Source organism: Affinundibacterium amnicola, from assembly GCF_014284275.1.
GTDB classification, from domain to species: domain Bacteria; phylum Pseudomonadota; class Gammaproteobacteria; order Burkholderiales; family Burkholderiaceae_D; genus Undibacterium; species Undibacterium amnicola.
Window position 1 is genome coordinate 192,124 of record NZ_JACOFU010000002.1, and the last position, 25,491, is coordinate 217,614.

The following is a 25,491-nucleotide window of genomic DNA, read 5'->3' on the forward strand; positions in this document are numbered from 1 at the left end:
AGACTAGTATGTCTCGCAGATATGACGCTAGTTTTCAGCATGATTAAGGATCTTGTTCGAGTTCTAATTGAAATATTGTCGATGCCATTTTCGGTAAATCGATTTAGATAGTAAAGGCGAAACGAAGCAAAATGCTAACCACTACAGCCAATCAAGCCCCGGTAGTTTCTTTTTCAGACAAAAAGGTACTGATACTCGATGACATGCCCGATATGCGCACCACCATGCGCAATCAAGTTCAGTCGCTGGGAGTCAGTAACGTAAGCTTGGCCTCGAACGTCAAAGAAGCGCTTAATCAAATTCAGCAAAAAAACTTCGATATTGTTTTGTGTGACTACTATCTTGGCGAAGCGACCGATGGTCAGCAGTTTTTAGAATATCTGCGCACGAACAATGCCATTAGTCGCGCCACCTTATTCATCATGATCACTGCAGAGACTGGTTTTAATAGCGTGATCACGGCAGCTGAATGTATGCCAGATGATTATTTGCTCAAACCATTCACGGGTGAAACGCTAAAACTACGGCTCGAACGCTTACTCGAACGTAAAGCACGACTTGCCGCAATCGATAAGTTACAAGACAAAGGCGCTTGGCCAGAAATCATAAAAGCCTGCGACGAGATTATCGCCTGCAAAGATAAGTACATTGTTGACGCAATGCGAATTAAGGGCAATGCCCTGTTGATGCTGCATCAAACCGATGCTGCAATTAACTTTTATCAAAATGCTTTAAAGATGCGCGATATGCCGTGGGCGAAATTAGGTTTAGCGCGCGCACTCAAGTTCAAAGGCGATGGAGAACAAGCTGGTCAATTATTAGAAGGTCTGATTACAGAAAATCCACGTCTGCTCGCTGCTTATGATCTATTAGGAAAAATTCACAGCGAATCTGGCGATGCAGAGAAAGCCTTAAATGTGCTCGATAATGCTTGCAAAATTGCGCCCCACTCGCTTGCTCGCCAACGTTCTATCGCCAATCTGGCAGAGTCAACTGGCGACTATAGCAAAGTAGATAAAGCACTCAGCGTGGTCGTTAAACAGACCAAAAATTCTCCATTACGAGATCCCAAAGATTATGCCAAACTAACAAATGCACTAACAGAAACGGGCGAATTAGAAAGAGCCGTCAGCGTCATCAAAGAAGCAAAAGATCATTTTAAAGAAACCGCCGAAATGAAATTTTTGGCCGCATATGAAGCCGTGGCACAAAGCAAATTAGGGAATAAAGATCTCGCAGAAAAAGCCCTTGAGCTGGCGCTGACCGATGATGGCAGCATTCCCACCGAAGCAACCAGTCTAGCATTGGCAAAGGCTTGCCTAGCACAAAACAAAAAAGACCTGGCGTTCAGCATTCTCAAATCGGCAGTACAAAACAATCCCGATTCAAGCAAATTACAAGACGACATCGGTATTATTTTTAAAGACCATGGAGGTGCCGACGTTGCGAAACAATTCATCGAAAGTTCGGTAAAAGAAGTCATTAATCTTAACAACGATGCGGTACAAAAAGCCCGTGCTGGCCAATACGCTGAGGCGGCGACCATGTTGACTGAAGCGGCTTTACGCCTACCGAATAATTTACAGATTTTATCAAATGCTGCGCTGTCAATTTTGATGGACATCTTTACCAATGGCTTTGATGCAAGCAAGTTTATTCGCGCCAAGCAGTTTCAAGATGCGGTGGTTAAACAGAATGATCAGTATCCCAAACTCGCCGAAATTAATGCTTTTCAAATTAAGATTCAAGGTAAATATCGACAGGAAATCGGCGAATGAAAACAAATGACATCTTTTCCGAAATCGCCGCCTTACATATTCATGATGTTAAAAATAATCTCGCGCAACTTGCGGCAGAAGCCGAAGCGCGTGGTGATATCAGAAACCAGGATCTCGCGCTGCGTTCATCAGAAACGCTCACGCAATTACTGTGTTTTTATCGCTCTGAAACGCATAATCTGCACGTGCAAATCGAAGCACAAAATCCGCATGAGTTGATTACTGATATCGTCAATGTTTATGCAAATTCAAGTCGTCTGCCCGCCGGACGCCTGGTTGAGATACAACTCGCGCAAGCGCCAGAACTGTGGTTTTACGATGCAAACTTAATTCAAATGGTACTTGCAAATGCTTTACAAAATGCCTTACGTTTTGCGCAGAAAAAAATTATCATCAGTGTGACTGCGCAAACTGATTATCTTGAGATTTGCATTCAAGACGATGGCAACGGTTATCCAACAACGATGTTAGAGACGCAAATAGAGCACGTCCCAGTGAGCTCTGGCGGCACCGGTTTAGGTCTGCGTCTGGCCCATCGCATCGTTGCCTTGCATACAAATAATGGGCGCGCGGGTGAAATTATTCTATCGAATCATCACGGTGCAAGATTTCAATTACGATTGCCTTGAGTCCCCCAAGCAATCCGGTTTTGCCTTATCTTATTCCGGTTTTAGAATTTCAAAAGCATCCAAACTGGACAAGCATTGTGCCCAGTATTTCCCATAGGCTGATCAATGTAAGTAAATCCCATTTTTTGATACAGACTTTGTGCTGCTCGCATGTTGGGCAGGGTTTCTAGATAACATTGGGAATAAGCCATCGTCTTGGCATCTGCAATGCAACGCTGAATCAATTGCTGACCTAATCCCAAGCCTCGTGCTTGTGGCAGCATATACATTTTCTGTAACTCGCAAACCTCAGCGGGGGCGCCAGGCAAGCTACCAAATCCACCGCCTGCAACAAGCTCCCCATTAAGCTCAACAACATAATACTTACCTTGATCTTGCTGATAATGTTGGTACATGTAGTCTAAGGAAGGATCGGCATAAGCGGAGCCCACTTTCGGCACTTCCATTTCGATCAAAACTGTACGAATCACACTTGCGATTGCAGCGTTATCTTGTTCTTGGATTTCACGAATGAGGGGAAAATTTTTGGTTAAAGTACTTGAAGCAAGATTCATGAACGGAACACCATCAAAAAAGTTTGGCCGCAGTGTCGACAAAAAAAACGACAGATATGCATGATATCTGTCGCTCCTATTTTTTGAAATACGAAATTACTATGCCAAACTGCAATCGCTAGAATTATTTCACTGGCACGTAATTGACGGGCACCCAAGCATAGCCCTTGCCTTCGCTGCGCAGATAGCCCAAGCCGGGAAATGAAAGATGTGTCGCGCCTACCATATAGCCTTGTTTAGCGGCATCTGCGTAGGCTTTCAGTCGTTGCGCCATTGCCGCTTTGCTGTCGCTATCAAAAGAAATTGTCACCGTTGGGTTTTCAAATTGGACTGCGGCGACATGCATTAAATCACCCCAGAGCATCAGTTTTTGCCCCTTGCTTTCAACCAGATAAACGCTGTGACCCGGCGTGTGACCACGTGCAGCAAGCGCTTTTACTCCAGGAACTAATTCAGTATCACCGTTAAAACTTTTGAACTTCCCCGCTTTGAGATAAGGATTGATGGAAGCCATCGCGCCTTGAAACGCGCCCTTCGCATCTGCCGGCGCTTTATCCATATTGGACTGGCTTAACCAGAAATCCGCATCATGTTGATCTGCGCGCACGATTGCATTGGGAAACGCAAGCTGATCGCCGTTCATCAATCCACCAACATGATCGCCATGCATGTGTGTGATATAGACCTCATCCACTTGCTCGGGCGAATAACCTGCAGCTTTTAAACTGCTTGCTAAACGTCCAAGTGTTGGGCCAAACAGTGTCGCAGCACCTGTATCAATCAGCACCAGTTTACTTCCGGTGTTAATCAAGTAAGCATTGACCGAAGTTGCCGTTGGCGTACTCAAATGATGCTTCTGCAGAGCTTTGAGTGTTTTTTCTGGTTTTGTATTGGTTAACAATTTATCGACAGGTAATGCGACGACGCCATCGGACAGCGCTGTTACTTCAAAATCACCTAGCATCACACGATAATAACCAGGTGCCGCCGACTTCGTCATTGGCGCATCGGCATAGGCTGGAACGCTCGCAATGCTTGTGACCGCAGTCAATGATGCTGCCGCTAAAGCGATACTGGATAAACGAAATTTCATAGATTGCTCCCCATGTTAAATTAAAAATACAATAATAAAGCTAGCACCTTTCTAACGAAGAGATTTAGCTTTAGTTCAAAATCTAAGCCTGTTGATTATGACGACATTTACAAAACCTTGCTGAGCATGAAACGGTTCACGATTAAAGAAAACTAATAGGTCTTACACAAAATTGCGCTCGTTAGAGCCTGCCCTCGAATGCCTTAGTCGGGGGCACGTCGCCGAAGACAGTACATTTTTACGACGAGGCAACTGCAATGACGCTAGTGTGTGTTTTGCGTAAGTCCTTGCTAATTTCCAAATAGACTTTTCAATAAATCTGTCGCCTTATTTTTCTTCTCGTCTTTTTTCGGTGCGGTTTTTTCTCCCATGTCGCCCATGCCACCTAAAATAGAACTGAAAACTGACTTCACTCGTACTTTAGTTTGCCAATCTGGCTCCCACGCGATTTTAGGATCTTCGGGGCGTGGCGGATAGGCAAAATACGCATCCGAACCATAAGCAATCATGCGCAACATACCTGCACCGCCATCGGGGAAGATGCCCTTAGGCACCGCGCATTGGGTTGCGCTGGCTGGCAGGATAACTTTTTCTTTGATCCATTTATCGATATCTTGATTCGACTGATAATCAATCAAACCAAAACCAAAATCCGCCAGCTCACTGGATGTCCAGACGATCATTTCGCCGCTCGCATTCTCGCCAGAATTGCCATCGGCCTTGCCACCCATTACCGTCACAAAATAGCCACGCGCATGAGGGATCGTTTTCCAGTCTAGGGCGATTGCGCCGTCTTTTTTGCTTTGTTTGAGTTCTATGGGGGGCATCAAATCCTGCGGTTCAGCTAGACTGACCTTAAAGCTTTCGGGTATCCCATTACCGACAAAATTATGTTGCCCTATCAGCGAAGCGGTGTCAGGCACTTTTCTATCATCGACTTTGTTTGGCCAAGCTGGATGTCCGGGTTGCGAGCGTGCGCCTTTGGTGGTTTTGCCGCGCATCACAAAGAATTTGGCATAGTCATCCATCGAAGCCGTCGCCACATCCAGCGTGCGCGGTTGTCCCGGGCGTATGGTTTCACCACAGCCCCAGTACACAGAAATTTTCCCTTTAGGTTTTTCATAAGTAGGTTCTACCGGAGTTTCATCGACCGGCACATGCACAGGTTTTTCTGGCACAGGTGCGTTCAGTTGCAGACTCTCGCCTAAACTCATTACGCTAGGGATGAATTGTTTGGCTTCGTTCAAGCCCGGATTTTTGCTGGTGTAGACCGAGACATCAACATACTTACCACTGGCGAATCCTAGGCTGTGTGTGTTTCCAAAGACATTACCACGATCACTGGCTCCCCCCATCGCCCCTTTCGCCATGCCAGACAAGGCTCCTAAAAATCCACCGCCCGATTGCGCACCTTGCGCCGCTCCCGCCATTAAATTCCCGCCCGGCATATCACTGCCACTGGTCGCCACATCGATGTAGGCTAAAGCAATCGGCGCTTTGACGACTTGCACGATTTCTTTGTTGGATGCAACGGTCTTTGTTGGTGCTGCGGCCTTATTCTTAGTTTGCGCAACAGCGACTGCTGGCAAGCTAGATAAACCTGCCGCAATGAATAACAAACCGATAGTGGAAGTATGCTGAGGGATAGTACGGACAGAACGACGAGTTTTCATTGTTGACTCCTATTCAATTAAGCAATCAGGAAAGCAAGTTGACATTCACATTTCTAAGCACTTCATCATAGCTCAAAAAATAGGCAACTCGTCAAAAGCACTCCTGCTAACTGTGGCTAATGCGGCACTTTGCATGTGAGAACCAAAATGCATCCGCCATTTCATTGACCTAAGACAAAGACGTGGTGCGCGCCTGTCGCTACCATCTTGCGCATGAAAACACTCGATCTCGTAGCGCCTGCTGGTAGCCTGGTTGCACTAAAAGCAGCAGTCGACAAAGGCGCGGATGCCGTCTATTTAGGTTTACGCAATGCCACCAATGCACGTAATTTTGGTGGCTTAAACTTCACCGATGCCGATATCCGGCTTGGCGTCGAATACGCTCATCAACGTGGCAAGCAAGTGCTGTTCGCCATCAATACTTATCCGCAAGCACAAATGGCGCACGAATGGCGCGCCGCCATCGACACTGCGGTACTGCTGGGTGCCGATGCGATCATTTTGGCCGATCCAGGTTTAATGGCTTATGCACGTCATCGTTATCCTGATGTGCGTTTGCATTTATCAGTACAAAGTTCATCCACCACGGTAGATGCAATTGAATTAATGCGCGAACAATTTGGCATACGCCGCGCCGTTTTGCCACGCGTATTAACTCTGACTGAAATCGAAAAAATTATTCGTCAGACGGATGTTGAAATTGAAGTATTTGGTTTTGGCAGCTTGTGTGTGATGGCCGAAGGACGCTGCTTGTTATCGAGCTATGTCACTGGGGATTCACCAAACAATAAAGGGGTCTGCTCACCCGGTCATGCTGTTAGTTGGGAAGAAAAAGACAAAGTCTTATCTGCACGATTGAGCGGCACTCTGATCGACCGCTATGCGCCCAACGAAGCTGCGGGTTATCCAACTCTATGCAAAGGCCGCTTTGAAGTGGAAGGGCAAGTTGACTATGCATTGGAAGAACCGACCAGTTTGAATGCAATCGGCTTATTACCGCAGTTGCTCAAAATGGGCGTGAAAGCGATCAAGATTGAAGGTCGTCAGCGCAGTCCCAATTATGTATCGCAAGTGGTGGGTACTTTGCGCGCGGCATTGGATTCCGCAGAACGTGATCCTGAGCGATATACGGCGAGGCCAGATTGGAATGCGACTTTGGCGAAACATGCTGAAGGAGCGCAGGTGACGCAAGGGGCATTCGAGCGGCCCTGGAAGTAAGAGTAGTTTGTAAATCCAATCTCAGGGCGCATTACGGCGTTGCCAATGCTCGCAATACCGACGTATTGCTGTGCTTGGCGCCTTGTACTGCATCCCTGACATTGAATTTCTAAACTACTCTTGGTGTGGAGGATAACTCTATTTCTGAGCACGATTAAGGTTCATTGAACTCACAAAAATTCCTCGAACCAAATCCCCTCTCCCGCAAGCGGGAGAGGGCTAGGGTGAGGGAAGTTCAGAAAATATAAATGTATCGAGATACACCAACTCACAACGCTGCTAATCGCTCTCCCATTTGTTTGAAAATATAAACCTAAAGAACCTATGAAACTCTCACTCGCGCCACTGTCTTATTACTGGTCTAAAGAAGCCACGATGCGCTTTTATGTGGAAGCGATGCACTGGCCTGTGGATATTATTTATCTGGGTGAAGTCGTTTGTTCGCGCAGGCATGTGATGCGTTTGCCGGATTGGATTAGCCTGGCGAAAGCTTGTCGTGATGCGGGTAAGCAGGTGGTGCTTTCAAGCTTAACCTTGATCGATAACGAAGCTGATCGACGTGCCATGCATAAATTAATTGATGCGGCACTCGCTGAAAATTTTCTGATCGAAGCGAATGATTTTAGTGCTGTGCGCGCAATGCAAGGACGCCCCTTTGTCGCTGGCCCGCATTTAAATGTCTATCACACCGGCACCTTAAATTGGTTGCGTGACTTAGGTGCGATGCGCTTTACGCCCCCAATAGAATTAAGCGGTGCCGATCTGGCTGCCTTACAGGCACAACGTCCAGAAGGTTTAGAAACCGAAGTCCAAGTATGGGGACGCATGGCACTTGCCTTCTCTTCCCGTTGTTTCACTGCCCGCCATCACAGATTGCGCAAAGATAATTGCGAGTTTCGCTGTGAACATTACCCCGATGGATTGGCGTTACAAACCCGCGAGCACAGCGATTTCTTAACCATTAATGGCATACAAACTCAAAGCGCAAATTGCCTGGATTTAAGTCCACAAATCCCTACCCTGAAGAATTTGCAGGTCGATATCTTGCGTCTGCAAGTTCAATCCAACAACATGGAACAAATCGTCCATGCCTTCGATACCGCACGGCGACGTGAACAAGCGGCGGTGATTGAAGCAACATTCCTACCGCCGCAATCGGAACGCTGCAATGGCTATTGGAACGGCAGTTCCGGCATGCAATGGCAAACAATACCAATTCAAGCAATTTAAATTTATTCTATGATGAACTTCACTGATTTCCGCTTTCCCGTCGTATTTGGAAAAATCGGCCAACGCCTGCCCTCACCTGTGGCGGGCGCACCCTTAATGTTGATGTTAGAGCTGGCGCGACAGCGCAGCTGGCTGATAGCTCCAGAAAATCTCTATGACAGAACGTTTCAAATCCACGTCGAAGATCTTGGCTTACGCCTGTGCTTTCGTTGCGGGAATGGCCGCTTTAAAGCTATCCAACAACAAGCCACCGACGTCAGCCTCAGCGCCTGTGCAATGGATTTTTTAAAGCTAGCAACTGCCTTGGAAGATGCCGATACTTTATTCTTCCGCCGCCGCTTAAAAATCGAAGGCGATACGGAATTGGGGATTGCGGTGAAATACTGGATCGATGCGAGTGAACGTCCGGCTTGGTTGAATCGGCTTGCGGAAAAAATAGGTGCACAAGTAGTGTAAAAATCACGTCAACCGTAGGGTGCGCCTTGCACACCAAACCTTTTTCCCTATCATCAAGGCCAGTTACAACTACAACACGGTGCGCACGGCGCACCCTACTAGAAATCTTTAAGTCTCCGACCTACTACAGGCGGCCTTGAGCCCGTAGGGTGCGCCGTGCGCACCAGATATTTATCTCATTCCCCAACGTCGATCCTTGCTCAATCATTGGTGCGCATGGCGCACCCTACTCGCCGAAATTAATTTTTCCGTTTTCGTCAGAAGCGGTTCCCCAGTTGTGGGGCAATAGTCCAGCTTTGACATAGCGATGAAAACTTGAATAAGGCCAATCAACGACTTTGTCCACGTATTGATGTTTCAAAGGGTTCCAATGAATATAATCAACATGACGTTGAAAATCATCTTCATCACGGATTTGGTGTTCCCAAAATCTTCTTTGCCATAAATCGCTTTCCCCGCGCTTGTTGCGGGAACTGGATAAATGAGGAAGTGGAACATTCTCAGCACATGCTTGAGAAACCTGCCGTTTGATCATGCTCCAACGATTTGAGTAGCAATGATCATTGTTTGGCAAGGTCCAGATGCAATGCATGTGATCATGTAATAGGACCAATGCATCGATAACAAATGGGTAATGAATTCGCGTTGACGTAATTGCCTCGCGCAATGCTCGGCGAATTTGTTCGTCTAAAAAGATAGGTTTGCGGGCATGGCTGACGACAGTAAAAAAATAGCTCGCACCGGGAGTATAGGCGCGTCGATAGTGGGACATGGCTTAATGGCAAAAAAATATGAAGAGTGCTTTAATATTAAGTTTTAGTCAATTAGTATTAGCAATTTTACTTTGTAGGGTGCGCCGTGCGCACCAAAACATCATCGCAATCACCGACACCAGTCGCTACTGAGACTTGGTGCGCGCGGCGCACCCTACGGATAGCATCCTTGGATTCTGATAACGATCTCCAGATTCTGCGCTCTTGTGTGTATATCTTGTTCTCGGTCAATACACAACTGAGTGTTTGAGATTAAGCTAGTCATAATTTAATTGCTAAACCACTGTCATGAAACGCCTAGCCCTCTCCCCTCACCGCCTGTATTTTTTTCTTGGTGCCATTGCTGTATTGATTTTATTTTCATGGTGGTGGTTGCATGTGCAGAGTGGTCGCAGCTTGGCTGTGCCTTTGCATGCTTTGTTGATGCCTTTAGGCGTATTTCCCCTGTTTATTTTGGGCTTCACTTTTACCGCTGGACCAAAGTGGTTGGCAGTGGATGAGCCTCCGCATAATTTCTTACTGCATGGTGGTACGTATTTTGGTGGTTTGATGCTGGTCTTAGTCGCCTCGACTTTGGAATTGCCACCTCTGCGTATGTCGGGCTTTGCGCTGATGTTGGCGGCGTGGTGTGCGGTGACTTTGCGTTGGGCGCGGCTGGTGATCCAGAGTCAGGTCAAAGATAAACGTCATCCACAAGCTTTGCTACTGGCAATGACGGGTGGCGTGTTGGCGATATTCTCTGCATTTTTATGGAGCGCGGGTTTGAGTGATGCCTGGATTGCAGCACGTCAGTTCGCCTTTTTTGCCTTCCTCTTGCCGGTGTTTTTGACTGTCTGTCATCGTATGCTCCCGTTCTTTAGCAGCAATGTGATCAAGCCGTATACGATGTGGCGTCCTTACTGGCTGTTGGCTACCTGGATCGCTGCTTGTTGGGGACTCGCGATCGCAGGCATTTTGGGCGCGCATGTTATTGAAGCATTGATCGCCAGCTTACTCAGTTTAAGTTTTGCAAATACTTCATGGCGCTGGGGTCTGTTCCGCAGCTTGCAGAATCGTTTGTTGGCGATGTTGCATTTGTCGTTTGCTTGGCTGGCGATTGTGTTCGCGTTGCAAGCAGCAAGTGCATTTGGCGCGCAAATTGGTTCTGCGATGGTGCATGCATTAGCTTTGGGTTTTATGGGAACCATGCTGGTTGGCTTTGTCAGCCGTGTGAGTTTTGGTCATAGTGGCCGTCCTTTGCAGGTCAACAATTTGTTATGGGCGATTTATCTGGCCTTGCATGTTGCAGCTTTATTGCGCGTTGCTGCCAGCGTGACGGCGACCCCACAGATGATGACGCTATCCGCTAGTGTCTGGCTAGTATTGTTACTGACTTGGGTGGGCTTGATGCTGCCGATTTATGTGAATGCCCGCGCGGATGGCCACCCCGGTTAAAATCACTGCCTTCAATCAGAAATATCCGGTGTCATAGCGGTGGTGTCATAGCGGTGGTGTCATAGCTGCTTGATATTCAACATCAATGCGCACCGGAATCATGTTATGTTTATGCTCGTTACCACTCTGGCATTTACTTACTCATGCAAGCTTTATCCTCCAAAGAAATCAGCGCGGTTCGTGCTGAATTTCCCGCCCTACAAATTCCCAATCAATGTATCTTTCTCGATAATGCTGGCGGCTCTCAGGTCTTGAAGCGTGTCGCAGATCGCATTCATGATTATTTGTTGAACTCTAGCGTACAACTAGGTGCGACGTATGCAACTTCCACCATCGCAAGCACACGCGTGACAGAAGCCAGGCGTGCCATTGCTGAGCTCATCAATACCCCGGATGATCGTGAAGTGGTGATGGGTGGTTCGACCACGGGCCTGATGTTTCAACTGATACAGGCTATCCTGCCCAATATCCATGCAGGTGATGAAATCATCCTCACAAACACTGATCACGAAGCGAATATCGGTGCCTGGAAGCGCCTGCAACAAGCTGGCGCCGTCATCAAAATCTGGCAGGTGAATCCAGAAACTTTGCAACTCGACTTAAACGTTTTAGAAAAATTACTGAGCACCAACACCAAATGGCTGGCGATGACTTATGCATCGAATGTACTCGGCACAATTAATCCAATTGCTGAAGTTGCCCGTCGTGTGCATGCAGTTGGCGGTCGTGTCTGCGTCGATGCGGTAGCGTATGCGCCGCATCGTCTAGTCGATGTACAAGCCAGCGGCGCTGATGTGTTGGTCTTTAGTTTTTATAAGGTATTTGGTCCGCACTATGCGGTGTTGTGGGGTCGGTTCGAGCTCTTGCAGAGTCTCGCGAATTTAAATCATTTCTTTATCGCCGAAGACAATCTGCCGTACAAACTACAACCGGGCAATGTGAATTTTGAATTGTCGTACGGCTGCCAAGGAATCGCCGATTATCTGGTAGCGATGGGTGAGCAATTTGGCGGAAGCGGCGAGCGCCGTCAATTAATGCAATACGCGTTTGATAAATTTGAAGCGCACGAAAATTATTTGGCACAACGATTACTGGATTTCTTAAATTCGAAATCCAGTGTGCGCATCATCGGGATGCGGCAAGTTCATGAAGGCGACGCTAGTCGTGTACCGACGATCAGTTTTATCGTAGAAAATACGCAATCGGAAACGATCGTAAAACACATCGATCAATTTAATATCGGCATACGCTTTGGCGATTTTTATGCGCGACATTTGATCGAGGCCTTAGATCTGCAACAGTACGGTGGAGTCGTGCGGGTATCGATTGCGCATTACAATACGGTAGAAGAAATCGCGCTATTGATATCGCACCTGAACACGATTATTCCTTAATGTAAAGATATTCCAGCCATGCCCTATTCACTCGACAAATTATTGGTTATCGGGATTTCATCGCGTGCCCTGTTTAACTTGGAAGCGGAGGAAGCCATTTTCCAGCAGCAAGGATTAGACGCTTATCGCCAGCATCAATTAGCGCATGAAAACGAAATTCTCAAGCCTGGCGCTGGCTTCGTCCTTGTCAAAGCTTTGTTAAAACTCAATCAGCTAACGCCCGGACAAAGATTAGTCGAAGTCGTCATCATGTCGCGCAATTCGTCTGAAACGTCTTTGCGTATATTTAACTCAATTGCCCATTACGGCTTAGATATCAGCCGCGCAGTGTTGGCGGGTGGTGCGTCACTTTCTTCTTATTTGCAGGCGTTTAATGTCAGCCTATTTTTATCCTTGCACGAAGACGATGTGCAAGCTGCGATCAATGCTGGGGTAGCATCCGCACTGCTGTATCAGTTAGCAGAAAACGTCGCCGACCTCGATCAAATTCGCATTGCCTTTGACGGCGATGCCGTGATTTTTTCGGACGAAGCAGAAAAAATCTATCAATCACAAGGCATAGAAGCCTTTGAACAACACGAGCGCGAGAATGCAAAAAAACCTTTACCCGAAGGTCCATTCGCGCGTTTGTTAGTTGCCTTATCGTATATTCAGAATAATTTCAAAGCGCCCGATGGTCGTGCTTTACCTCTGCGAACTGCTCTGGTAACTGCCCGCTCCTCACCGGCGCACGAACGCGTGATACGCACTTTGCGCGCCTGGAATATCGCGATTGATGAAACCTTCTTCATGGGTGGCGTGAATAAATCTGCGGTGCTGGCGGCATTTAAGCCGCATATGTTTTTTGACGATCAGCACGGACATTGCATGCATGCGTCTAGCGTCGTGCCAACAGGTCGTGTGCCTTATAAACAATAAAGGATTAGCAATGCGTGAACTAGTTATACCAATTGAGAACGCCGGCGATCCAGACGCAACAGAAATGATCCGTGTCTGGCTGGGCAATGGCTCCTGCAGTATTTCACTTCTGCTCGGCATGTACGAAGATGCAGAAGATTGCGAGATTGATGAGCTAGAAGTCTGGGGCAATATTTTGAGTGACATCGCCCAACACATCGCCCATGGCTTCAAACAAAGCCATGACTGGGATGAAGTAAAGACCATGGCAAAGTTGAGACACCATTTTAATCAGGCGATCAAAGAACATGCGCCAGGACTTGAAGGTCATTACATCAAGGAACATTAAACAAAGTAACGATGCAGAATTTCAATATGGTGGAATTATTCCTTTTTTTCACCAAGTCATAACTTTATGTCCTTTGTTGACTCTGTCTGAATTGGCTACACTACAATCAAGCTGCTCCTTGTATTTTCACTTCACCATCAAAAATAATAGAACGCTATGACAAGCAACATCCACAAATTATTAACTGAACTCGGCGTTAATCTGGCTGACTACCAAGGAAATGATATTCCTAGTACGTCACCGATCAATGGTTTACTACTGGCTAGTTTGCGCGCCGACACCGAAGAACAAGTAAAGCAAAAAATCGACCGCGCACACGCCGCTTTTCTGGAATGGCGTAAAGTGCCGGCACCTCGTCGTGGTGAATTGATCCGTTTATTCGGTGAAGAATTACGCACGCACAAAGCCGCCTTAGGTCAAATCGTGACCTTAGAAGCGGGCAAGATTTTGCAAGAAGGTTTGGGTGAAGTGCAAGAGATGATCGACATCTGCGACTTCGCAGTGGGACTGTCGCGTCAATTATATGGTTTGACGATCGCTTCTGAGCGTCCAGGACATCGCATGATGGAAGTCTGGCATCCAATCGGCGTAGTGGGTGTGATTTCCGCGTTCAACTTCCCGGTCGCTGTGTGGGCTTGGAATGCCGCACTCGCCTTCGTCTGCGGCAATAGTGTGACTTGGAAGCCTTCCGAAAAAACACCTTTAACCGCAGTTGCTACCCATGCCTTATTCATGAAAGCCGTCGCACGCTTTAATTCGACTAGTGCTACTGGAAATGATGCACCAGAAGGTTTAGCTGAATTGATCATTGGCGCCCGCGATACCGGAGCACAAATGGTAGAAGACAAACGTGTCGCCCTAGTATCTGCCACCGGCAGTACACGTATGGGACGTCAGGTAGCCGAAGTATGTGCCAAGCGTTTGACACGTACCATCTTAGAATTAGGCGGCAACAACGCCATGATCGTCGCACCAAGTGCTGATCTGGAAATGGCAGTACGTGCGATTACCTTCTCTGCCGTCGGTACAGCAGGTCAGCGCTGCACGACCTTGCGCCGCTTATTTGTCCATGACAGTATTTACGATACGCTCGTACCACGTTTAAAGAAAATCTACAAAGCGCTACCTATCGGCAATCCTTTAGAAAAATCTACACTGATCGGCCCACTGGTTGATCAAGCCGCTTACGAGGCAATGCAAACTGCATTAACTGCAGCAAAAGCAGAGCAAGGCAAGGTCTTTGGTGGTGAGCGCGTAGTCGTTGCGGGCGCTGAGTCTGGCTACTATGTACGTCCTTCTATCGTCGAAATGTCTAGCCAAACAGCGCATATGCATCACGAAGTATTTGCACCGATTATGTATGTCGTCCGCTACACCGATTTACAGCAGGCAATAGACTGGAACAACGAAGTACCTCAAGGTTTGTCCTCCAGCATATTCACTACCGATATGCGTGAAGCGGAATTATTTATGTCTGACGTCGGCAGCGACTGCGGTATCGCCAACGTCAACATCGGCCCATCAGGCGCAGAAATCGGCGGTGCGTTTGGCGGTGAAAAAGATACCGGCGGCGGTCGTGAATCTGGATCGGATGCATGGAAAGCGTATATGCGTCGTTCTACAAATACAGTCAACTACAGCCATTCTTTGCCTTTGGCTCAGGGGATTAGTTTTGATATTTAATATTTGATAGAGAAGTTTTTTAAAAGCTTGAACCGCAGAGGCACAGAGTACGCAGGAGATCTTGTTTTCGATTTCAAGTAAGCGTTTGGAATTTGTGTAATCGTTGGGTGGCGCCCTTCTTCCGCTGGGGACGATGTAATTTGTGTGTGGCAGAAAATGGGATAAGAATTGCGAATGTCTGAGCGAAGCGAGTTTTCGCAATTCCCCATTTTTTGACATGCACAAATTATGCTGAAGCGTAGCGTAAGCACCCGAAGGGCAAGTCTGCGGTCGCCTTTCTTTTGCTTCCTTTTCTTTGGCGAAGCAAAGAAAAGGAAGTGGCTGCCGGGCCACCCCCGGCTTAGTTCTACGAAGTGCGAACATTTCAAGTAACACCAAAAGTAAACCAACAATGCAAACCATCACCCCAGCGCAAGCATTAACCTTAGTCGAGCAACACTGGCACCTCAGCGGCACTGCCAAAGAACTTCCCTCTTACGCTGACCGCAATTTCAAAATCCATACGCCACAAGGTAATTACGTCTTCAAAATTGCCAATCCCAACTGGTCGTATGCCGATCTGGATATTGAAAACGCAGCTCTACTGCATCTCGCCAAAACTTGTCCCGATCTAGCTTTGCCACAAGTGATGTTAACCGGATCTGGTCAGCACATTTTGCCGTACTCCACGGCCAGCGGTCAGGCTTGTCACATGCGCTTACTTAGCTTTGTTGAAGGGAATATTTATGCGAATGTGGCGATTCGTGAAGATATCGATCAAACTTACCTGCAAACCAGTTTGGGTATCGCAATTGGCAAATTAGATCGTGGCTTACAAGATTTTCAACACGCGAGCATGGACAGATATGTGGATTGGAGCATTAGTAATTTGCCCGATTTGCGCGATGAAATAGCACATGTAGCGGAAGACGATTTACGCGAATTAGTAACGCGCCATACCAATTATTTTGCCGAACATGAAGCGACTTGGAAACGGACTTTGCCAATGTCGGTGATCCACAATGATGCCAATGATTTTAATGTGATCGTCGCCGCCAATGTGACAGATCCAAAACCGCATGTGAACGCAATTATCGATTTTGGCGACATGTGCCGTCACCTGCGCATCGTCGATCTCGCGATCACTATCGTGTATGCCTTGCAGCATGTGGATGAGGATCAAGCAGTGCGAGATTGCATGCTGGCGATACTACAAGGCTATCAATCGCAATACTCTTTGAGTAAGCAAGAAATCCAGATTATGTATCACGTAATCATGGCCAGATTGAGTCAAAGCATCTTGATGGCAACCCGTGCTTATCGCCACAATCCCGCCAATGATTACATTTTGGTTTCGCAAAAAGGCGTGCGTCGCCTGATACGTCAACTCGATGCTATGAATTACCAAGAATTACAGCACTTATTTTTAAGCGTACTTTAAATTCACCGATAGATCATCATGCCCACAACTGTCGCCCCTATTCCCAATCGCAGCCCAGAAGACATCATCGCACTGCGTCGCCAGCACTTAAATCCCACTTTAAGTATGTCGTACAAACAACCGTTAAAAATGCTGCGCGGTGCAGGTGCTTATTTATATGATCAAGATGGAAACGCGTATCTCGACATGGTGAACAATGTCTGCCACGTTGGGCATTGCCATCCGGCGGTCGTCGCCGCTGGTCAGACGCAAATGGCACAACTCAATACCAATACACGCTACCTGCATGACAATATTGTTGAATACGCCAAGCGACTAAGCGCGACTTTTCCATCCGAATTGTCCGTCGTATTTCTGACTAATTCCGGCACCGAAGCGAATGATCTCGCTTTACGCATCGCCAAAACCTATACCCAAGCGAATGACATCATCGTGGTCGATCATGCCTATCACGGTAATTCACCGACCATGATAGAACTTAGTCCGTATAAATTTGACGGCAAAGGTGGGCGCGGTCGTCCCGCGCATATTCAAGTTGCCGAGATTCCTGACGATTATCGTGGACGTTTTCGCAAAGACGATCCTGAAGCTGGCGCACATTATGCAGAAGACCTGCAACGCGCAATTACAGCGATCCACGCTCGCGGTGAAAAGCCCGCCGCTTTTTATTGTGAATCAGTCTTAGGTTGTGGCGGTCAAGTTGTCCTCCCCAAAGGCTATTTACCAGCAGCCTACGCCCATGCACGCGCCGCTGGCGCAGTTTGTATTGCGGATGAAGTGCAAGTCGGCTTTGGCCGCGCAGGTGATTATTTCTGGGCATTTGAAGCGCAACGCGTTGTTCCGGATATTGTGACCATGGGCAAACCTATAGGCAATGGACATCCTATGGGCGCGGTAGTCACTCGTCCCGAAATTGCACAAGCCTTTATCACCGGCATGGAATACTTCAACACCTTTGCCGGCAATCCGGTGTCTTGTGCGATTGGGCTCGCGGTACTAGATGTGATTCAGCAAGAGCACTTACAAGCACATGCCAAACAGGTTGGCGATTTCCTTTTGCAAGGATTGAACGACTTAAAACAACGCTACGACTTGATTGGCGATGTCAGGGGAATCGGATTATTCATAGGCGTAGAACTAGTTAAAGATCGCAACAGTTTGGAACCAGCGACTACCGAAGCCAACACAGTAATTGAATTCTTAAAAGCACATCGCATCTTGTTATCAACCGATGGACCTTACGACAATGTCTTAAAACTGAAACCACCTATGGTGTTTAGTTTAGCGAATGCGAAAGAGTTTTTATTGCGGCTGAATCAGGCTCTTTCGTCCGTTACTTAGTGAATTTTCTGATCCATAAAAATCGACGTTAACTGGTTTCCGACCAAAGCGGAGGTCGAAGAATCTAGCTTGTGGTTTCATCGCCCAAAGAGATGTCTTTATGAATAGCAAACCAACTACAACCTCATTCAAAGACACCCTATTACCGTAGTTAAAAACAAACAATACGCGAAGATTCCACTGTTTTTTGGAACTATTATTACAATTGGAACTCTGATCGTTCTCATTAGTGATAAATAATTTTCGCAATATTACTCTTCATTTAAAACATCTCTGGGGCAGAACACGATGAAAACAAAATTGAACATGTTGATTTTGGCAAGCAGTATCGCCAGTATCGGAATTAGCGCCACAGCATGCGCACAAGAGAATCTGCCATACCAAAAACCACCACAATCTATTCTTGCCTTAGCGGATGTCGAGCGTGCCCCTGCAGTGAGCATGGACTCAAAGAAAAATATGATGTTGTTGACTTATCGCAGCACCTTCAAAACTTTGAATGAATTAAATCAATCCGAAATGCGTCTGGGCGGTTTGCGGATTAATCCTGTAACCAACATCTCGAGTTCAGTTAATTACATCAATAATGTCAAGTTACGCAAAGTCAGTGATAGCGTAGAACAACAAGTCAAAGGTTTGCCTAAAGACGCACTAATTAGCAATTTAATGTGGTCACCAAACGAGAAAAAAATCGCCTTCACACATACCACCAGCAACGCGGTAGAGCTGTGGGTGATTGATGTCGCCAGTGCGCAAGCAAAACGTTTAAGCACTGCTAAACTCAATGCGAATTTGGACAACCCTTTCGTCTGGTTCAAAGACAGTGAAAATCTCTTAGTCAAAGTATTACCAAAAAATCGCCCTGCCCTTCTTGACGCAAGCAAGGATTTACCAACGGGTGCAATTATTTCTAATGCTGATGGTAGCGTGTCACAGAATCGCACTTATCCAGATTTATTAAAGAATCGCAATGACGAAATCAATTTCGAGAACATTGCCAGCTCTGAATTACATAAGGTACATGTCAGTGGAACCAGCACTTTATGGAAAAAAGCGGATATGTACGCAGGCGAAAGTTTTTCTCCTGACGGTAAGTTACTGATGTTGACGACGATTCAAAAACCGTTTTCCTACATCGTTCCTATCAATCGCTTCCCTAGCAAAACAATCATTACTGATATCGCTGGCAAGCCAATCAGAACAGTCAATGAAGTCCCGCTGACAGAAACAATGCCAAAAGGATTCAGTGCAACACGCGAAGGCAAACGCAACATGAATTGGCGCGCGGATAAACCAGCAAGCTTGACGTATGTGGTGGCACTCGATGGTGGTGATCCTGCAAAAAAGGTAGATTTTCGCGATGAAGTTTTTAGTTGGGATGCGCCATTTGATCAGGCGCCAAAATCACTGATTAAAACTGTGCAGCGATTCACGAACATCGTCTGGGGTAATGAGAAATTGGCAGTGATTACGGATTCTTGGTATGACACGCGCAATGAAAAAACTTACTTCTTTAATCCGTCGAATCCAGCAGAAAAAGCACGTTTAGTCTTTGATCGCAACTCACAAGATATCTATTCAAATCCAGGTCGCTTTGAAACCAAGCGCAATCAATATGATCGCCGCGTTCTGGCAATTGACGATAACAAGGCCTATTTGATTGGCGCTGGTCACAGTAAGAAAGGCCAATTTCCATTTATCGATGCGATGAATATCGATAGTTTAGAAAAAACGCGTCTATACCAATCAACTTACACAGATAAGATTGAAAATATTCAATCCATAGAAGACTTTGCAAAAGGCGACGTGCTGGTACAGGTTCAGTCAAAGAATGAATACCCTAACTTCTTCTTCCGTAATATTAAAAATAATCAGTTAAACGCGATTACCCAGTTCAAAAATCCGTATGAAGGATTAAAAGATGTTTCGAAAGAAGTCATCAAATACACACGTAAAGATGGCGTTCAACTGTCTGGCACTTTGTACTTACCAGCGGGCTACGACAAGAGCAAAAAGGAAAAATTACCACTCTTAATCTGGGCATATCCTGCGGAATTTAAAGACAAAGATTCTGCTGGTCAAAGCACACATAATCCGAATGCGTTTACTGCGCCAAGTTATGGCTCATTCATCTATTGGGCGACGCGTGGTTATGCTGTGCTAGACGATGCCGCATTCCCTATCGTTGGTGAAGGCAATACCGAACCAAATGACAATTTTGTACCCCAGTTAGTGGACAATGCAGAAGCTGCAATTGATGCTGTCGATGCGCTCGGCTACATTGATCGCAAACGAGTTGCGGTAGGTGGTCATTCCTATGGCGCATTCATGACCGCCAATCTGTTGACTTACTCAAAGTTGTTTGCATGCGGCATTGCGCGCAGTGGCGCTTACAACCGTACCTTGACACCATTTGGATTCCAACGCGAACAACGTAACTATTGGGAAGTACCGGAAGTTTATACAAAGATGTCACCGTTCATGAATGCAGATAAGATGAAAACACCTATCTTGTTGGTGCATGGTGAGGCAGACAACAACCCTGGTACTTTCACGCTGCAAACGGAGCGTTACTTCCAAGCGTTAAAAGGCTTAGGTGCGCCTGCTCGTATGGTGATTTTACCGAAAGAAAGTCATGGCTATGCTGCGAAAGAAAACATCTTGCATCTACTGTGGGAACAAGATCAATTCTTGGAAAAATGCTTGAAGAAATAAGCTCAGAAAATAATTAAACAGAATCTTGGCAGGAATTCAGTTCCTGCCGAAACTAAAATCTCGATGCAAGCCAAGTTTGCATCGAGATTTTTTATTTGCTTACTTGGATTCCCAAACTCTGTGGTGTGACATTCGGAATAGCTTCGCACTCACTAATCAATACATGTGGCTGTCCGTCACAGACAAACACATGATGCTTACCTTGCGGGGTGCGCTGCGCTTCACGGAAAATAAAAATCTCACCATCACCATTACCGCGCACATCATCAAAAATACGGTTCAACAATTTCAAAGGAAATTTAGCCCCACTCTTTTGCGAGATCTTCTTATTAATCGCTTCGGTCTTGCCGTAATTCACTTCACGTGTACGTTGATTCCGTACAGCATGCAGCATCAAATATGTCGGTTTGCCATCACCGCTAGGCAATAAACTACGACCATTGCCTAATAAGAATGCAGCTGCACAAGCAGATGCACAATAGCCAAGGGCTTCGGTACGCAACTGATGACGATGAATTAGCACCTCAAGCTTATCCAAGATAATCGTCGCGGCCGCGCCAGCGCCAGGAGAGTCTTCAAACTGCAAAGTGTTCACCGTGATTTGAGACGTGTCCAATACCGCTTGAACTTGCGCAATACTTGTCAAATTCAACTCGCCCGTCAGCCGTAAGCGCGTCTCATCATTCACAATTTTGTATGATTTGATAGCCACCAATAAAATGACAAACATCACCACCACTATTTCGGCAATCACCACTTTCCAAGAAATTTTAAACTTTTGCAATTCACATTCTCGTTATACTAATTGTTCTCATTATTCTCATTGTGCTGCCTTACTTTCCAAAGTCAGATTATCTTCGATATCTCGGCAATTACTAGTTAAAGATGTTGTATTAACTGAGTTTCGATAAGCAAATGTAATCGCTAGCGAGAAAATGTACCGAAAAAACACATATTTTTGAACATCAGGCAAAAAAATAATTTGCACCAGAAAATAACATCCCCGCAAATTGACAAGTAGTAACTTCACCATTTTGCACCAGTTCTGGGAATCTCAGGTTCGCAAAATATTTTTTTGCACCAGATAAATGCAGCGCATAACTGCGTCTGCACATTATACGATTCGCGAATAATCCACATACGAAATCGCAATTTCGTCAAACGAAAATCCGCAAGTATATTGACTCCATCGACCTCGCAATGAACACCGCAGATGCACTACTAGAGCATCTGGGTTTAACCAAAAGTTAGCGCGAAGTCGTCCTATTTCTTAACCTAAATGGAGCTGCCATGAAAAACTCAACACTCGTCTCTCGTACTTTAATTGCTTTGTTTTTGAGCTTAACGTCCATCGCTGCCAGCGCAAATGAAACAAGTAATCCTTGGATTAACAATGCCTGCAGTGCGCCGGAGTATGACAGCAGCATGCTGCGCGGCGAAGAAAAAGGGATCGTTAAATTACGCTTTGTTACTGACAGCATTGGTAATGTTGTTGATGCAAAAATCGAAGAATCTAGTGGCTACGCCAAATTAGATCGTGCGTCGATGGCGGCACTCAAAAACTGTCGCTTCACTGCAGCGAGTAATAACGAGAACATCAATACAAGCAATGCGGCAAATTCACCAGAAAACAAAGCATCTCGCTTAATCAGCTTTACTTGGGCGATTAAATAACGCATCCAACAAATTCAGATTTGGACTTTGGACAGGTAGCACAGAATTGTGTCTACCTGTTTTTTTATACGAATTTATTCGATTCGATATTTGGTGCGCTTCGATATTTGATTCGATTCAATATTTGAAATGTGTGATGCACTTCAGGATAAATTCACAAACTAAACCAGTGACTGGTGTGACGCCTTCAGCGTTGAGTTCTGTGGCAACTTAAACGGCGACTGCCATTGACGAATCCAAGCTGGGAATGCTTCTGCAGGCATTGGTCGCGCAATGCCATATCCCTGCGCACTATCACAGCCTATCGCCAGTAATTTCTCGCCAGATTCAATACTTTCAACGCCTTCGGCAATGACACTTCGATTAAATGCCGAAGCCAAACCTATCACGCCATGAATGATCGCCAAATCCCCCTCATCATCAAGCATGTCACGCACGAAACTTTGATCAATTTTCAGTACTTCGGCTGGTAAGCGTTTTAAATAACGTAATGATGAATATCCGGTTCCAAAGTCATCCAGTGCAAATCGTATCCCCATTGCCTGGCAAAGATGTATAACTTTTGACACCTTCTCAATATCATCAAGTGCACTACTCTCTAAGATTTCTAATTCTAATTTGGCATATAGCGATCTTGGATACGGTGATAAAAGACTTTCCAAACGTTGCGTAAAATCTGGCTGCTGCAATTGCAAAGCTCCCACATTCACGCTGACTGAAATCTCTATCCCTTGAGCATGCCATTGCTGAAGTTGCGCCAGCGCTGTCGCAATGACCCATTCACCTAGTTCAATACTAAATAAATGATTTTCAACAGCGGGTAAAAAATTGGCTGGAGTTAATAAGCCTTTCACCGGATGCTGCCAGCGAATTAAAGCTTCAGCGCCAAACACCTGACCCGACCGCATATTCACTTTAGGTTGATAATACAAAACAAACTCACGATGCATCAAGGCGCGCTGAATTTGCGTCAGGTCATCTCTTTGCACTTTGATCGCCGTGTCTTGCGCCACATCGAACAGATGGAAACAGTTTTTCCCGGCTTGCTTAGATAAATACATCGCCTGATCTGCATGCCTGAGTAACTGTTCCGCATCAACACCATCTTGCGGATAAATGGTGACACCGATACTTGCACTCACTTGTAAATCAACGTGATGCAAAGTGAGTGGCTCCGCGGCAGCACTGAGTAAACGACTTAAAATTGGTTCACAATCTTTGCTATTCTCAAGATCAGTCAAAATCGCCACAAACTCGTCGCCACCGATGCGCGCCAACGTATCGCCTTCACGCAAGGCCGTTCGTAAACGCCCTGCAACCGCAATCAAGAGTTCGTCCCCCATACTATGACCATGCAAATCATTGACCGTTTTAAATCCATCCAGATCCAAAAATGCCACTGCCAGAGAATTACCTCGACGCTGACATTGAAGCATCGCTTGTTGCATGCGATCTGCAAGCAAGACCCGATTAGGCAGATGCGTTAAGGGATCGTAGTGAGCAATATGCTCCAGCATACCGTTTGAACGCTCCAACTCAAGGTAGGCATTATTTAAAGCCAGCTGCGACATTTTTTGCTCAGTGATATCTTGAAAAATACCCGTCAGGCGAATTGCTTTTCCATCTTGCATAGTGACATGGCAAGTTGTCCGAACAATGATCTTGCGCCCCTTTAAGGTAAATTTCTCAAGCTCTAAATCATATGCTTCACCACGCTCAGTTGCATGGGCTAACGCTGCCTGCAACCTAGTTCTCGACTCAGGTAAAAAATAACTGATTCCTGCATCTACGGTCGGTGTAAATTCTGCTGGACTTGTATCATGAATCCGATAGGTTTCCTCAGTCCATGTCAGTTTTCTTGTTTGTAGATCGATTTCCCAACCACCAATCTGCGCAATTGATTGGCATTCCGCGAGAAATTGTCTTGAAACCTCTAAATCTTGTTCTATGCGTTTACGTTCGCTAATGTCTTGTGCTGTGCCAGTTAAAGCAATCAAAGTTCCAGCAGAATCGAATAAGGGTTCACTCTTTGCTTCTATCCATAACATTGCACCATCTTGCGAGAAATATCGAAAATCTAGCTGACATGCACGCTGCCCATCTAAGTAAGTTTCGTATACCGCGATAAATTGGGCTTGATCTTCAAGGTGTACCTTCGCTATCAATTGTTCAATTGCAGGCGGAGTAGCATCTGCATCAAAGCCAAAAATCCGATACATCTCCGCTGACCAGACCGAAGAATTCGTTTGCAGATCTCGTCGCCAACTACCAATCTTTGCACGCGCCTGCGCTGCAATTAAGTTACGTTCGCTATCACGTAGTGCAGCTGCATGTTGCTTACTGAGGGAAATATCGGTATTCGTACCAAACCATTGCAATACCGCACCAGCCTGATTACGCAGCGGTAATGCAGAAGCTAAGTGCCAACGATATTCGCCATCATGTCGACGTAAACGAAACTCAACTTCGTAAGGACTAACATCGGATACCGCCAGATGCCATCGTCTGCGCGCTTCTGGCAAATCATCAGAATGAATCAGGTGCTCCCAGCCTGATCCAAAAATATGCTCAGACGGAACGGCAAAATATTCCAGCGTACGCTGATTGACGTAGGTAATACCACCTTCAGGATTGGCGGTCCAGACTTGTTGAGGAATCGTTTCTATCAACGTGCGAAAGCGTTGTTCACTATCTTGTAAAGCCTGCTCGATGTTTTTTCTAGCTGTAATATTTCGGCTAATACCAAACACAGCAACAATTTCACCAGATTCTGCACGCACCGGACTGGCGCGCATTTCCATCCAGGTTGAACGCCCTCTTAAACCTGTAATTTTGAAGCTCAAACTAAGCTGCTCACCGTTACAGACACGACGATGCATATCAACAAATGCGGGCCGATACGCTTCATCGACCAAACTATCAACACTGACATTGTGAATCTGTTCAAATCGATCAGCCTCGACCAAGGCCAAGCCAGCCGTATTCATTTGCATTAATCGACCGTCTAAGGATATTAGCTTCAAGCACTCTGAGAAAACATGATGCAAGCTAGTATCATTGATGATCTTAGTCAGATTAGAGAGTAGATTTGGCATCGTTATTTTTTGTCTTATCTTGTCCTATTGAGACCGATCACTACATGAAAAAAACGTTCGAGGATATAGGGTTAATTGCTTACCA

Annotated in this window: 20 protein-coding genes; 14 read left to right on the forward strand and 6 right to left on the reverse strand. The window is 46.1% G+C overall.

The features are described 5' to 3' along the window. Positions 1–131: 131 nt before the first annotated feature. Both H8K33_RS05130 and H8K33_RS05135 read left to right on the forward strand, forming a co-directional pair. The gene (locus H8K33_RS05130; RefSeq protein WP_186889926.1) at positions 132–1,778 is read left to right on the forward strand and encodes a tetratricopeptide repeat-containing response regulator; all 1,647 of its coding nucleotides are present in this window, start codon (positions 132–134) and stop codon (positions 1,776–1,778) included. Then, positions 1,775–2,407 carry a sensor histidine kinase gene (locus tag H8K33_RS05135; protein WP_186889927.1) on the forward strand — a complete coding sequence of 211 codons (633 nt, stop codon included), beginning with the start codon at positions 1,775–1,777 and terminating at the stop codon, positions 2,405–2,407. Before H8K33_RS05130 ends, H8K33_RS05135 begins: the two co-directional genes overlap by 4 nt. Before the next feature lie 41 nt (positions 2,408–2,448). Here H8K33_RS05135 and H8K33_RS05140 read toward each other — a convergent pair whose 3' ends face one another. The 3 genes from H8K33_RS05140 to H8K33_RS05150 all read right to left on the reverse strand — a co-directional run bounded on the left by H8K33_RS05140 (position 2,449) and on the right by H8K33_RS05150 (position 5,727). Then, entirely contained in the window at positions 2,449–2,961 is a 513-nt protein-coding gene (locus H8K33_RS05140) for a GNAT family N-acetyltransferase (RefSeq protein WP_186889928.1), read from the reverse strand. A gap of 124 nt (positions 2,962–3,085) precedes the next feature. Next, positions 3,086–4,054 (reverse strand): MBL fold metallo-hydrolase, encoded by a 969-nt coding sequence (locus H8K33_RS05145; protein WP_186889929.1) that lies wholly within the window; start codon positions 4,052–4,054, stop codon positions 3,086–3,088. Positions 4,055–4,344: 290 nt separating this feature from the next. Then, positions 4,345–5,727, reverse strand: coding sequence for a hypothetical protein (locus H8K33_RS05150; RefSeq protein ID WP_186889930.1), 1,383 nt, complete (start codon positions 5,725–5,727; stop codon positions 4,345–4,347). A 213-nt stretch (positions 5,728–5,940) separates the two neighbouring features. On the opposite strand from H8K33_RS05150, the gene ubiU reads away from it, so the two are divergent. The 3 genes from ubiU to ubiT all read left to right on the forward strand — a co-directional run bounded on the left by ubiU (position 5,941) and on the right by ubiT (position 8,631). Further along, a complete protein-coding gene (ubiU, locus tag H8K33_RS05155) occupies positions 5,941–6,945 on the forward strand; it encodes a ubiquinone anaerobic biosynthesis protein UbiU (protein WP_186889931.1) in 1,005 nt (334 codons plus the stop codon). Between the two features lie 324 nt (positions 6,946–7,269). After that, the gene (gene ubiV, locus H8K33_RS05160; RefSeq protein WP_186889932.1) at positions 7,270–8,175 is read left to right on the forward strand and encodes a ubiquinone anaerobic biosynthesis protein UbiV; all 906 of its coding nucleotides are present in this window, start codon (positions 7,270–7,272) and stop codon (positions 8,173–8,175) included. 9 nt (positions 8,176–8,184) lie between these two features. Next, the gene (gene ubiT, locus H8K33_RS05165) at positions 8,185–8,631 is read left to right on the forward strand and encodes a ubiquinone anaerobic biosynthesis accessory factor UbiT (RefSeq protein WP_281387271.1); all 447 of its coding nucleotides are present in this window, start codon (positions 8,185–8,187) and stop codon (positions 8,629–8,631) included. Between the two features lie 226 nt (positions 8,632–8,857). Here ubiT and H8K33_RS05170 read toward each other — a convergent pair whose 3' ends face one another. Continuing rightward, entirely contained in the window at positions 8,858–9,403 is a 546-nt protein-coding gene (locus tag H8K33_RS05170) for an REP-associated tyrosine transposase (protein ID WP_186889934.1), read from the reverse strand. Between the two features lie 289 nt (positions 9,404–9,692). Here H8K33_RS05170 and H8K33_RS05175 point away from each other — a divergent pair, with 289 nt between their 5' ends. The 8 genes from H8K33_RS05175 to H8K33_RS05210 all read left to right on the forward strand — a co-directional run bounded on the left by H8K33_RS05175 (position 9,693) and on the right by H8K33_RS05210 (position 20,637). Then, positions 9,693–10,838 carry an NnrS family protein gene (locus tag H8K33_RS05175; protein WP_186889935.1) on the forward strand — a complete coding sequence of 382 codons (1,146 nt, stop codon included), beginning with the start codon at positions 9,693–9,695 and terminating at the stop codon, positions 10,836–10,838. 143 nt (positions 10,839–10,981) lie between these two features. Then, positions 10,982–12,232: a cysteine desulfurase-like protein gene (locus H8K33_RS05180; protein WP_186889936.1), complete on the forward strand. Its 1,251-nt coding sequence runs from the start codon at positions 10,982–10,984 to the stop codon at positions 12,230–12,232. A gap of 18 nt (positions 12,233–12,250) precedes the next feature. Next, positions 12,251–13,150, forward strand: coding sequence for a 5'-nucleotidase (locus tag H8K33_RS05185; protein WP_186889937.1), 900 nt, complete (start codon positions 12,251–12,253; stop codon positions 13,148–13,150). A 10-nt stretch (positions 13,151–13,160) separates the two neighbouring features. After that, the gene (locus tag H8K33_RS05190) at positions 13,161–13,478 is read left to right on the forward strand and encodes a DUF5076 domain-containing protein (RefSeq protein WP_186889938.1); all 318 of its coding nucleotides are present in this window, start codon (positions 13,161–13,163) and stop codon (positions 13,476–13,478) included. Positions 13,479–13,634: 156 nt separating this feature from the next. Beyond that, entirely contained in the window at positions 13,635–15,161 is a 1,527-nt protein-coding gene (gene amaB / locus H8K33_RS05195; protein WP_186889939.1) for an L-piperidine-6-carboxylate dehydrogenase, read from the forward strand. A 391-nt stretch (positions 15,162–15,552) separates the two neighbouring features. Further along, the gene (locus H8K33_RS05200) at positions 15,553–16,581 is read left to right on the forward strand and encodes a phosphotransferase (protein ID WP_186889940.1); all 1,029 of its coding nucleotides are present in this window, start codon (positions 15,553–15,555) and stop codon (positions 16,579–16,581) included. An 18-nt stretch (positions 16,582–16,599) separates the two neighbouring features. After that, positions 16,600–17,922, forward strand: a complete 1,323-nt coding sequence (locus H8K33_RS05205; RefSeq protein ID WP_186889941.1) for an aminotransferase class III-fold pyridoxal phosphate-dependent enzyme — start codon at positions 16,600–16,602, stop codon at positions 17,920–17,922. A 288-nt stretch (positions 17,923–18,210) separates the two neighbouring features. Then, a complete protein-coding gene (locus H8K33_RS05210) occupies positions 18,211–20,637 on the forward strand; it encodes an alpha/beta hydrolase family protein (protein ID WP_186889942.1) in 2,427 nt (808 codons plus the stop codon). A gap of 91 nt (positions 20,638–20,728) precedes the next feature. Here the strand turns inward: H8K33_RS05210 and H8K33_RS05215 are convergent, their stop codons facing one another. Next, positions 20,729–21,421 carry a hypothetical protein gene (locus H8K33_RS05215; RefSeq protein ID WP_186889943.1) on the reverse strand — a complete coding sequence of 231 codons (693 nt, stop codon included), beginning with the start codon at positions 21,419–21,421 and terminating at the stop codon, positions 20,729–20,731. A 506-nt stretch (positions 21,422–21,927) separates the two neighbouring features. Between H8K33_RS05215 and H8K33_RS05220 the strand changes: the two genes are divergently transcribed. Continuing rightward, on the forward strand, positions 21,928–22,311 hold the full coding sequence (locus H8K33_RS05220) for an energy transducer TonB (RefSeq protein WP_186889944.1): 384 nt from the start codon (positions 21,928–21,930) through the stop codon (positions 22,309–22,311). A gap of 161 nt (positions 22,312–22,472) precedes the next feature. Here H8K33_RS05220 and H8K33_RS05225 read toward each other — a convergent pair whose 3' ends face one another. Beyond that, complete coding sequence (locus H8K33_RS05225) at positions 22,473–25,406, reverse strand: GGDEF and EAL domain-containing protein (protein ID WP_222613300.1); 2,934 nt, start codon at positions 25,404–25,406, stop codon at positions 22,473–22,475. Between the last annotated feature and the right edge of the window lie 85 nt (positions 25,407–25,491).

Coding starts and splice junctions, on each gene's coding strand:
- H8K33_RS05130 (WP_186889926.1), top strand. CDS start 132: ATGCTAACCACTACAGCCAATCAAGCCCCGGTAGTTTCTTTTTCAGAC.
- H8K33_RS05135 (WP_186889927.1), top strand. CDS start 1,775: ATGAAAACAAATGACATCTTTTCCGAAATCGCCGCCTTACATATTCAT.
- H8K33_RS05140 (WP_186889928.1), bottom strand. CDS start 2,961: ATGAATCTTGCTTCAAGTACTTTAACCAAAAATTTTCCCCTCATTCGT.
- H8K33_RS05145 (WP_186889929.1), bottom strand. CDS start 4,054: ATGAAATTTCGTTTATCCAGTATCGCTTTAGCGGCAGCATCATTGACT.
- H8K33_RS05150 (WP_186889930.1), bottom strand. CDS start 5,727: ATGAAAACTCGTCGTTCTGTCCGTACTATCCCTCAGCATACTTCCACT.
- ubiU (WP_186889931.1), top strand. CDS start 5,941: ATGAAAACACTCGATCTCGTAGCGCCTGCTGGTAGCCTGGTTGCACTA.
- ubiV (WP_186889932.1), top strand. CDS start 7,270: ATGAAACTCTCACTCGCGCCACTGTCTTATTACTGGTCTAAAGAAGCC.
- ubiT (WP_281387271.1), top strand. CDS start 8,185: ATGATGAACTTCACTGATTTCCGCTTTCCCGTCGTATTTGGAAAAATC.
- H8K33_RS05170 (WP_186889934.1), bottom strand. CDS start 9,403: ATGTCCCACTATCGACGCGCCTATACTCCCGGTGCGAGCTATTTTTTT.
- H8K33_RS05175 (WP_186889935.1), top strand. CDS start 9,693: ATGAAACGCCTAGCCCTCTCCCCTCACCGCCTGTATTTTTTTCTTGGT.
- H8K33_RS05180 (WP_186889936.1), top strand. CDS start 10,982: ATGCAAGCTTTATCCTCCAAAGAAATCAGCGCGGTTCGTGCTGAATTT.
- H8K33_RS05185 (WP_186889937.1), top strand. CDS start 12,251: ATGCCCTATTCACTCGACAAATTATTGGTTATCGGGATTTCATCGCGT.
- H8K33_RS05190 (WP_186889938.1), top strand. CDS start 13,161: ATGCGTGAACTAGTTATACCAATTGAGAACGCCGGCGATCCAGACGCA.
- amaB (WP_186889939.1), top strand. CDS start 13,635: ATGACAAGCAACATCCACAAATTATTAACTGAACTCGGCGTTAATCTG.
- H8K33_RS05200 (WP_186889940.1), top strand. CDS start 15,553: ATGCAAACCATCACCCCAGCGCAAGCATTAACCTTAGTCGAGCAACAC.
- H8K33_RS05205 (WP_186889941.1), top strand. CDS start 16,600: ATGCCCACAACTGTCGCCCCTATTCCCAATCGCAGCCCAGAAGACATC.
- H8K33_RS05210 (WP_186889942.1), top strand. CDS start 18,211: ATGAAAACAAAATTGAACATGTTGATTTTGGCAAGCAGTATCGCCAGT.
- H8K33_RS05220 (WP_186889944.1), top strand. CDS start 21,928: ATGAAAAACTCAACACTCGTCTCTCGTACTTTAATTGCTTTGTTTTTG.
- H8K33_RS05225 (WP_222613300.1), bottom strand. CDS start 25,406: ATGCCAAATCTACTCTCTAATCTGACTAAGATCATCAATGATACTAGC.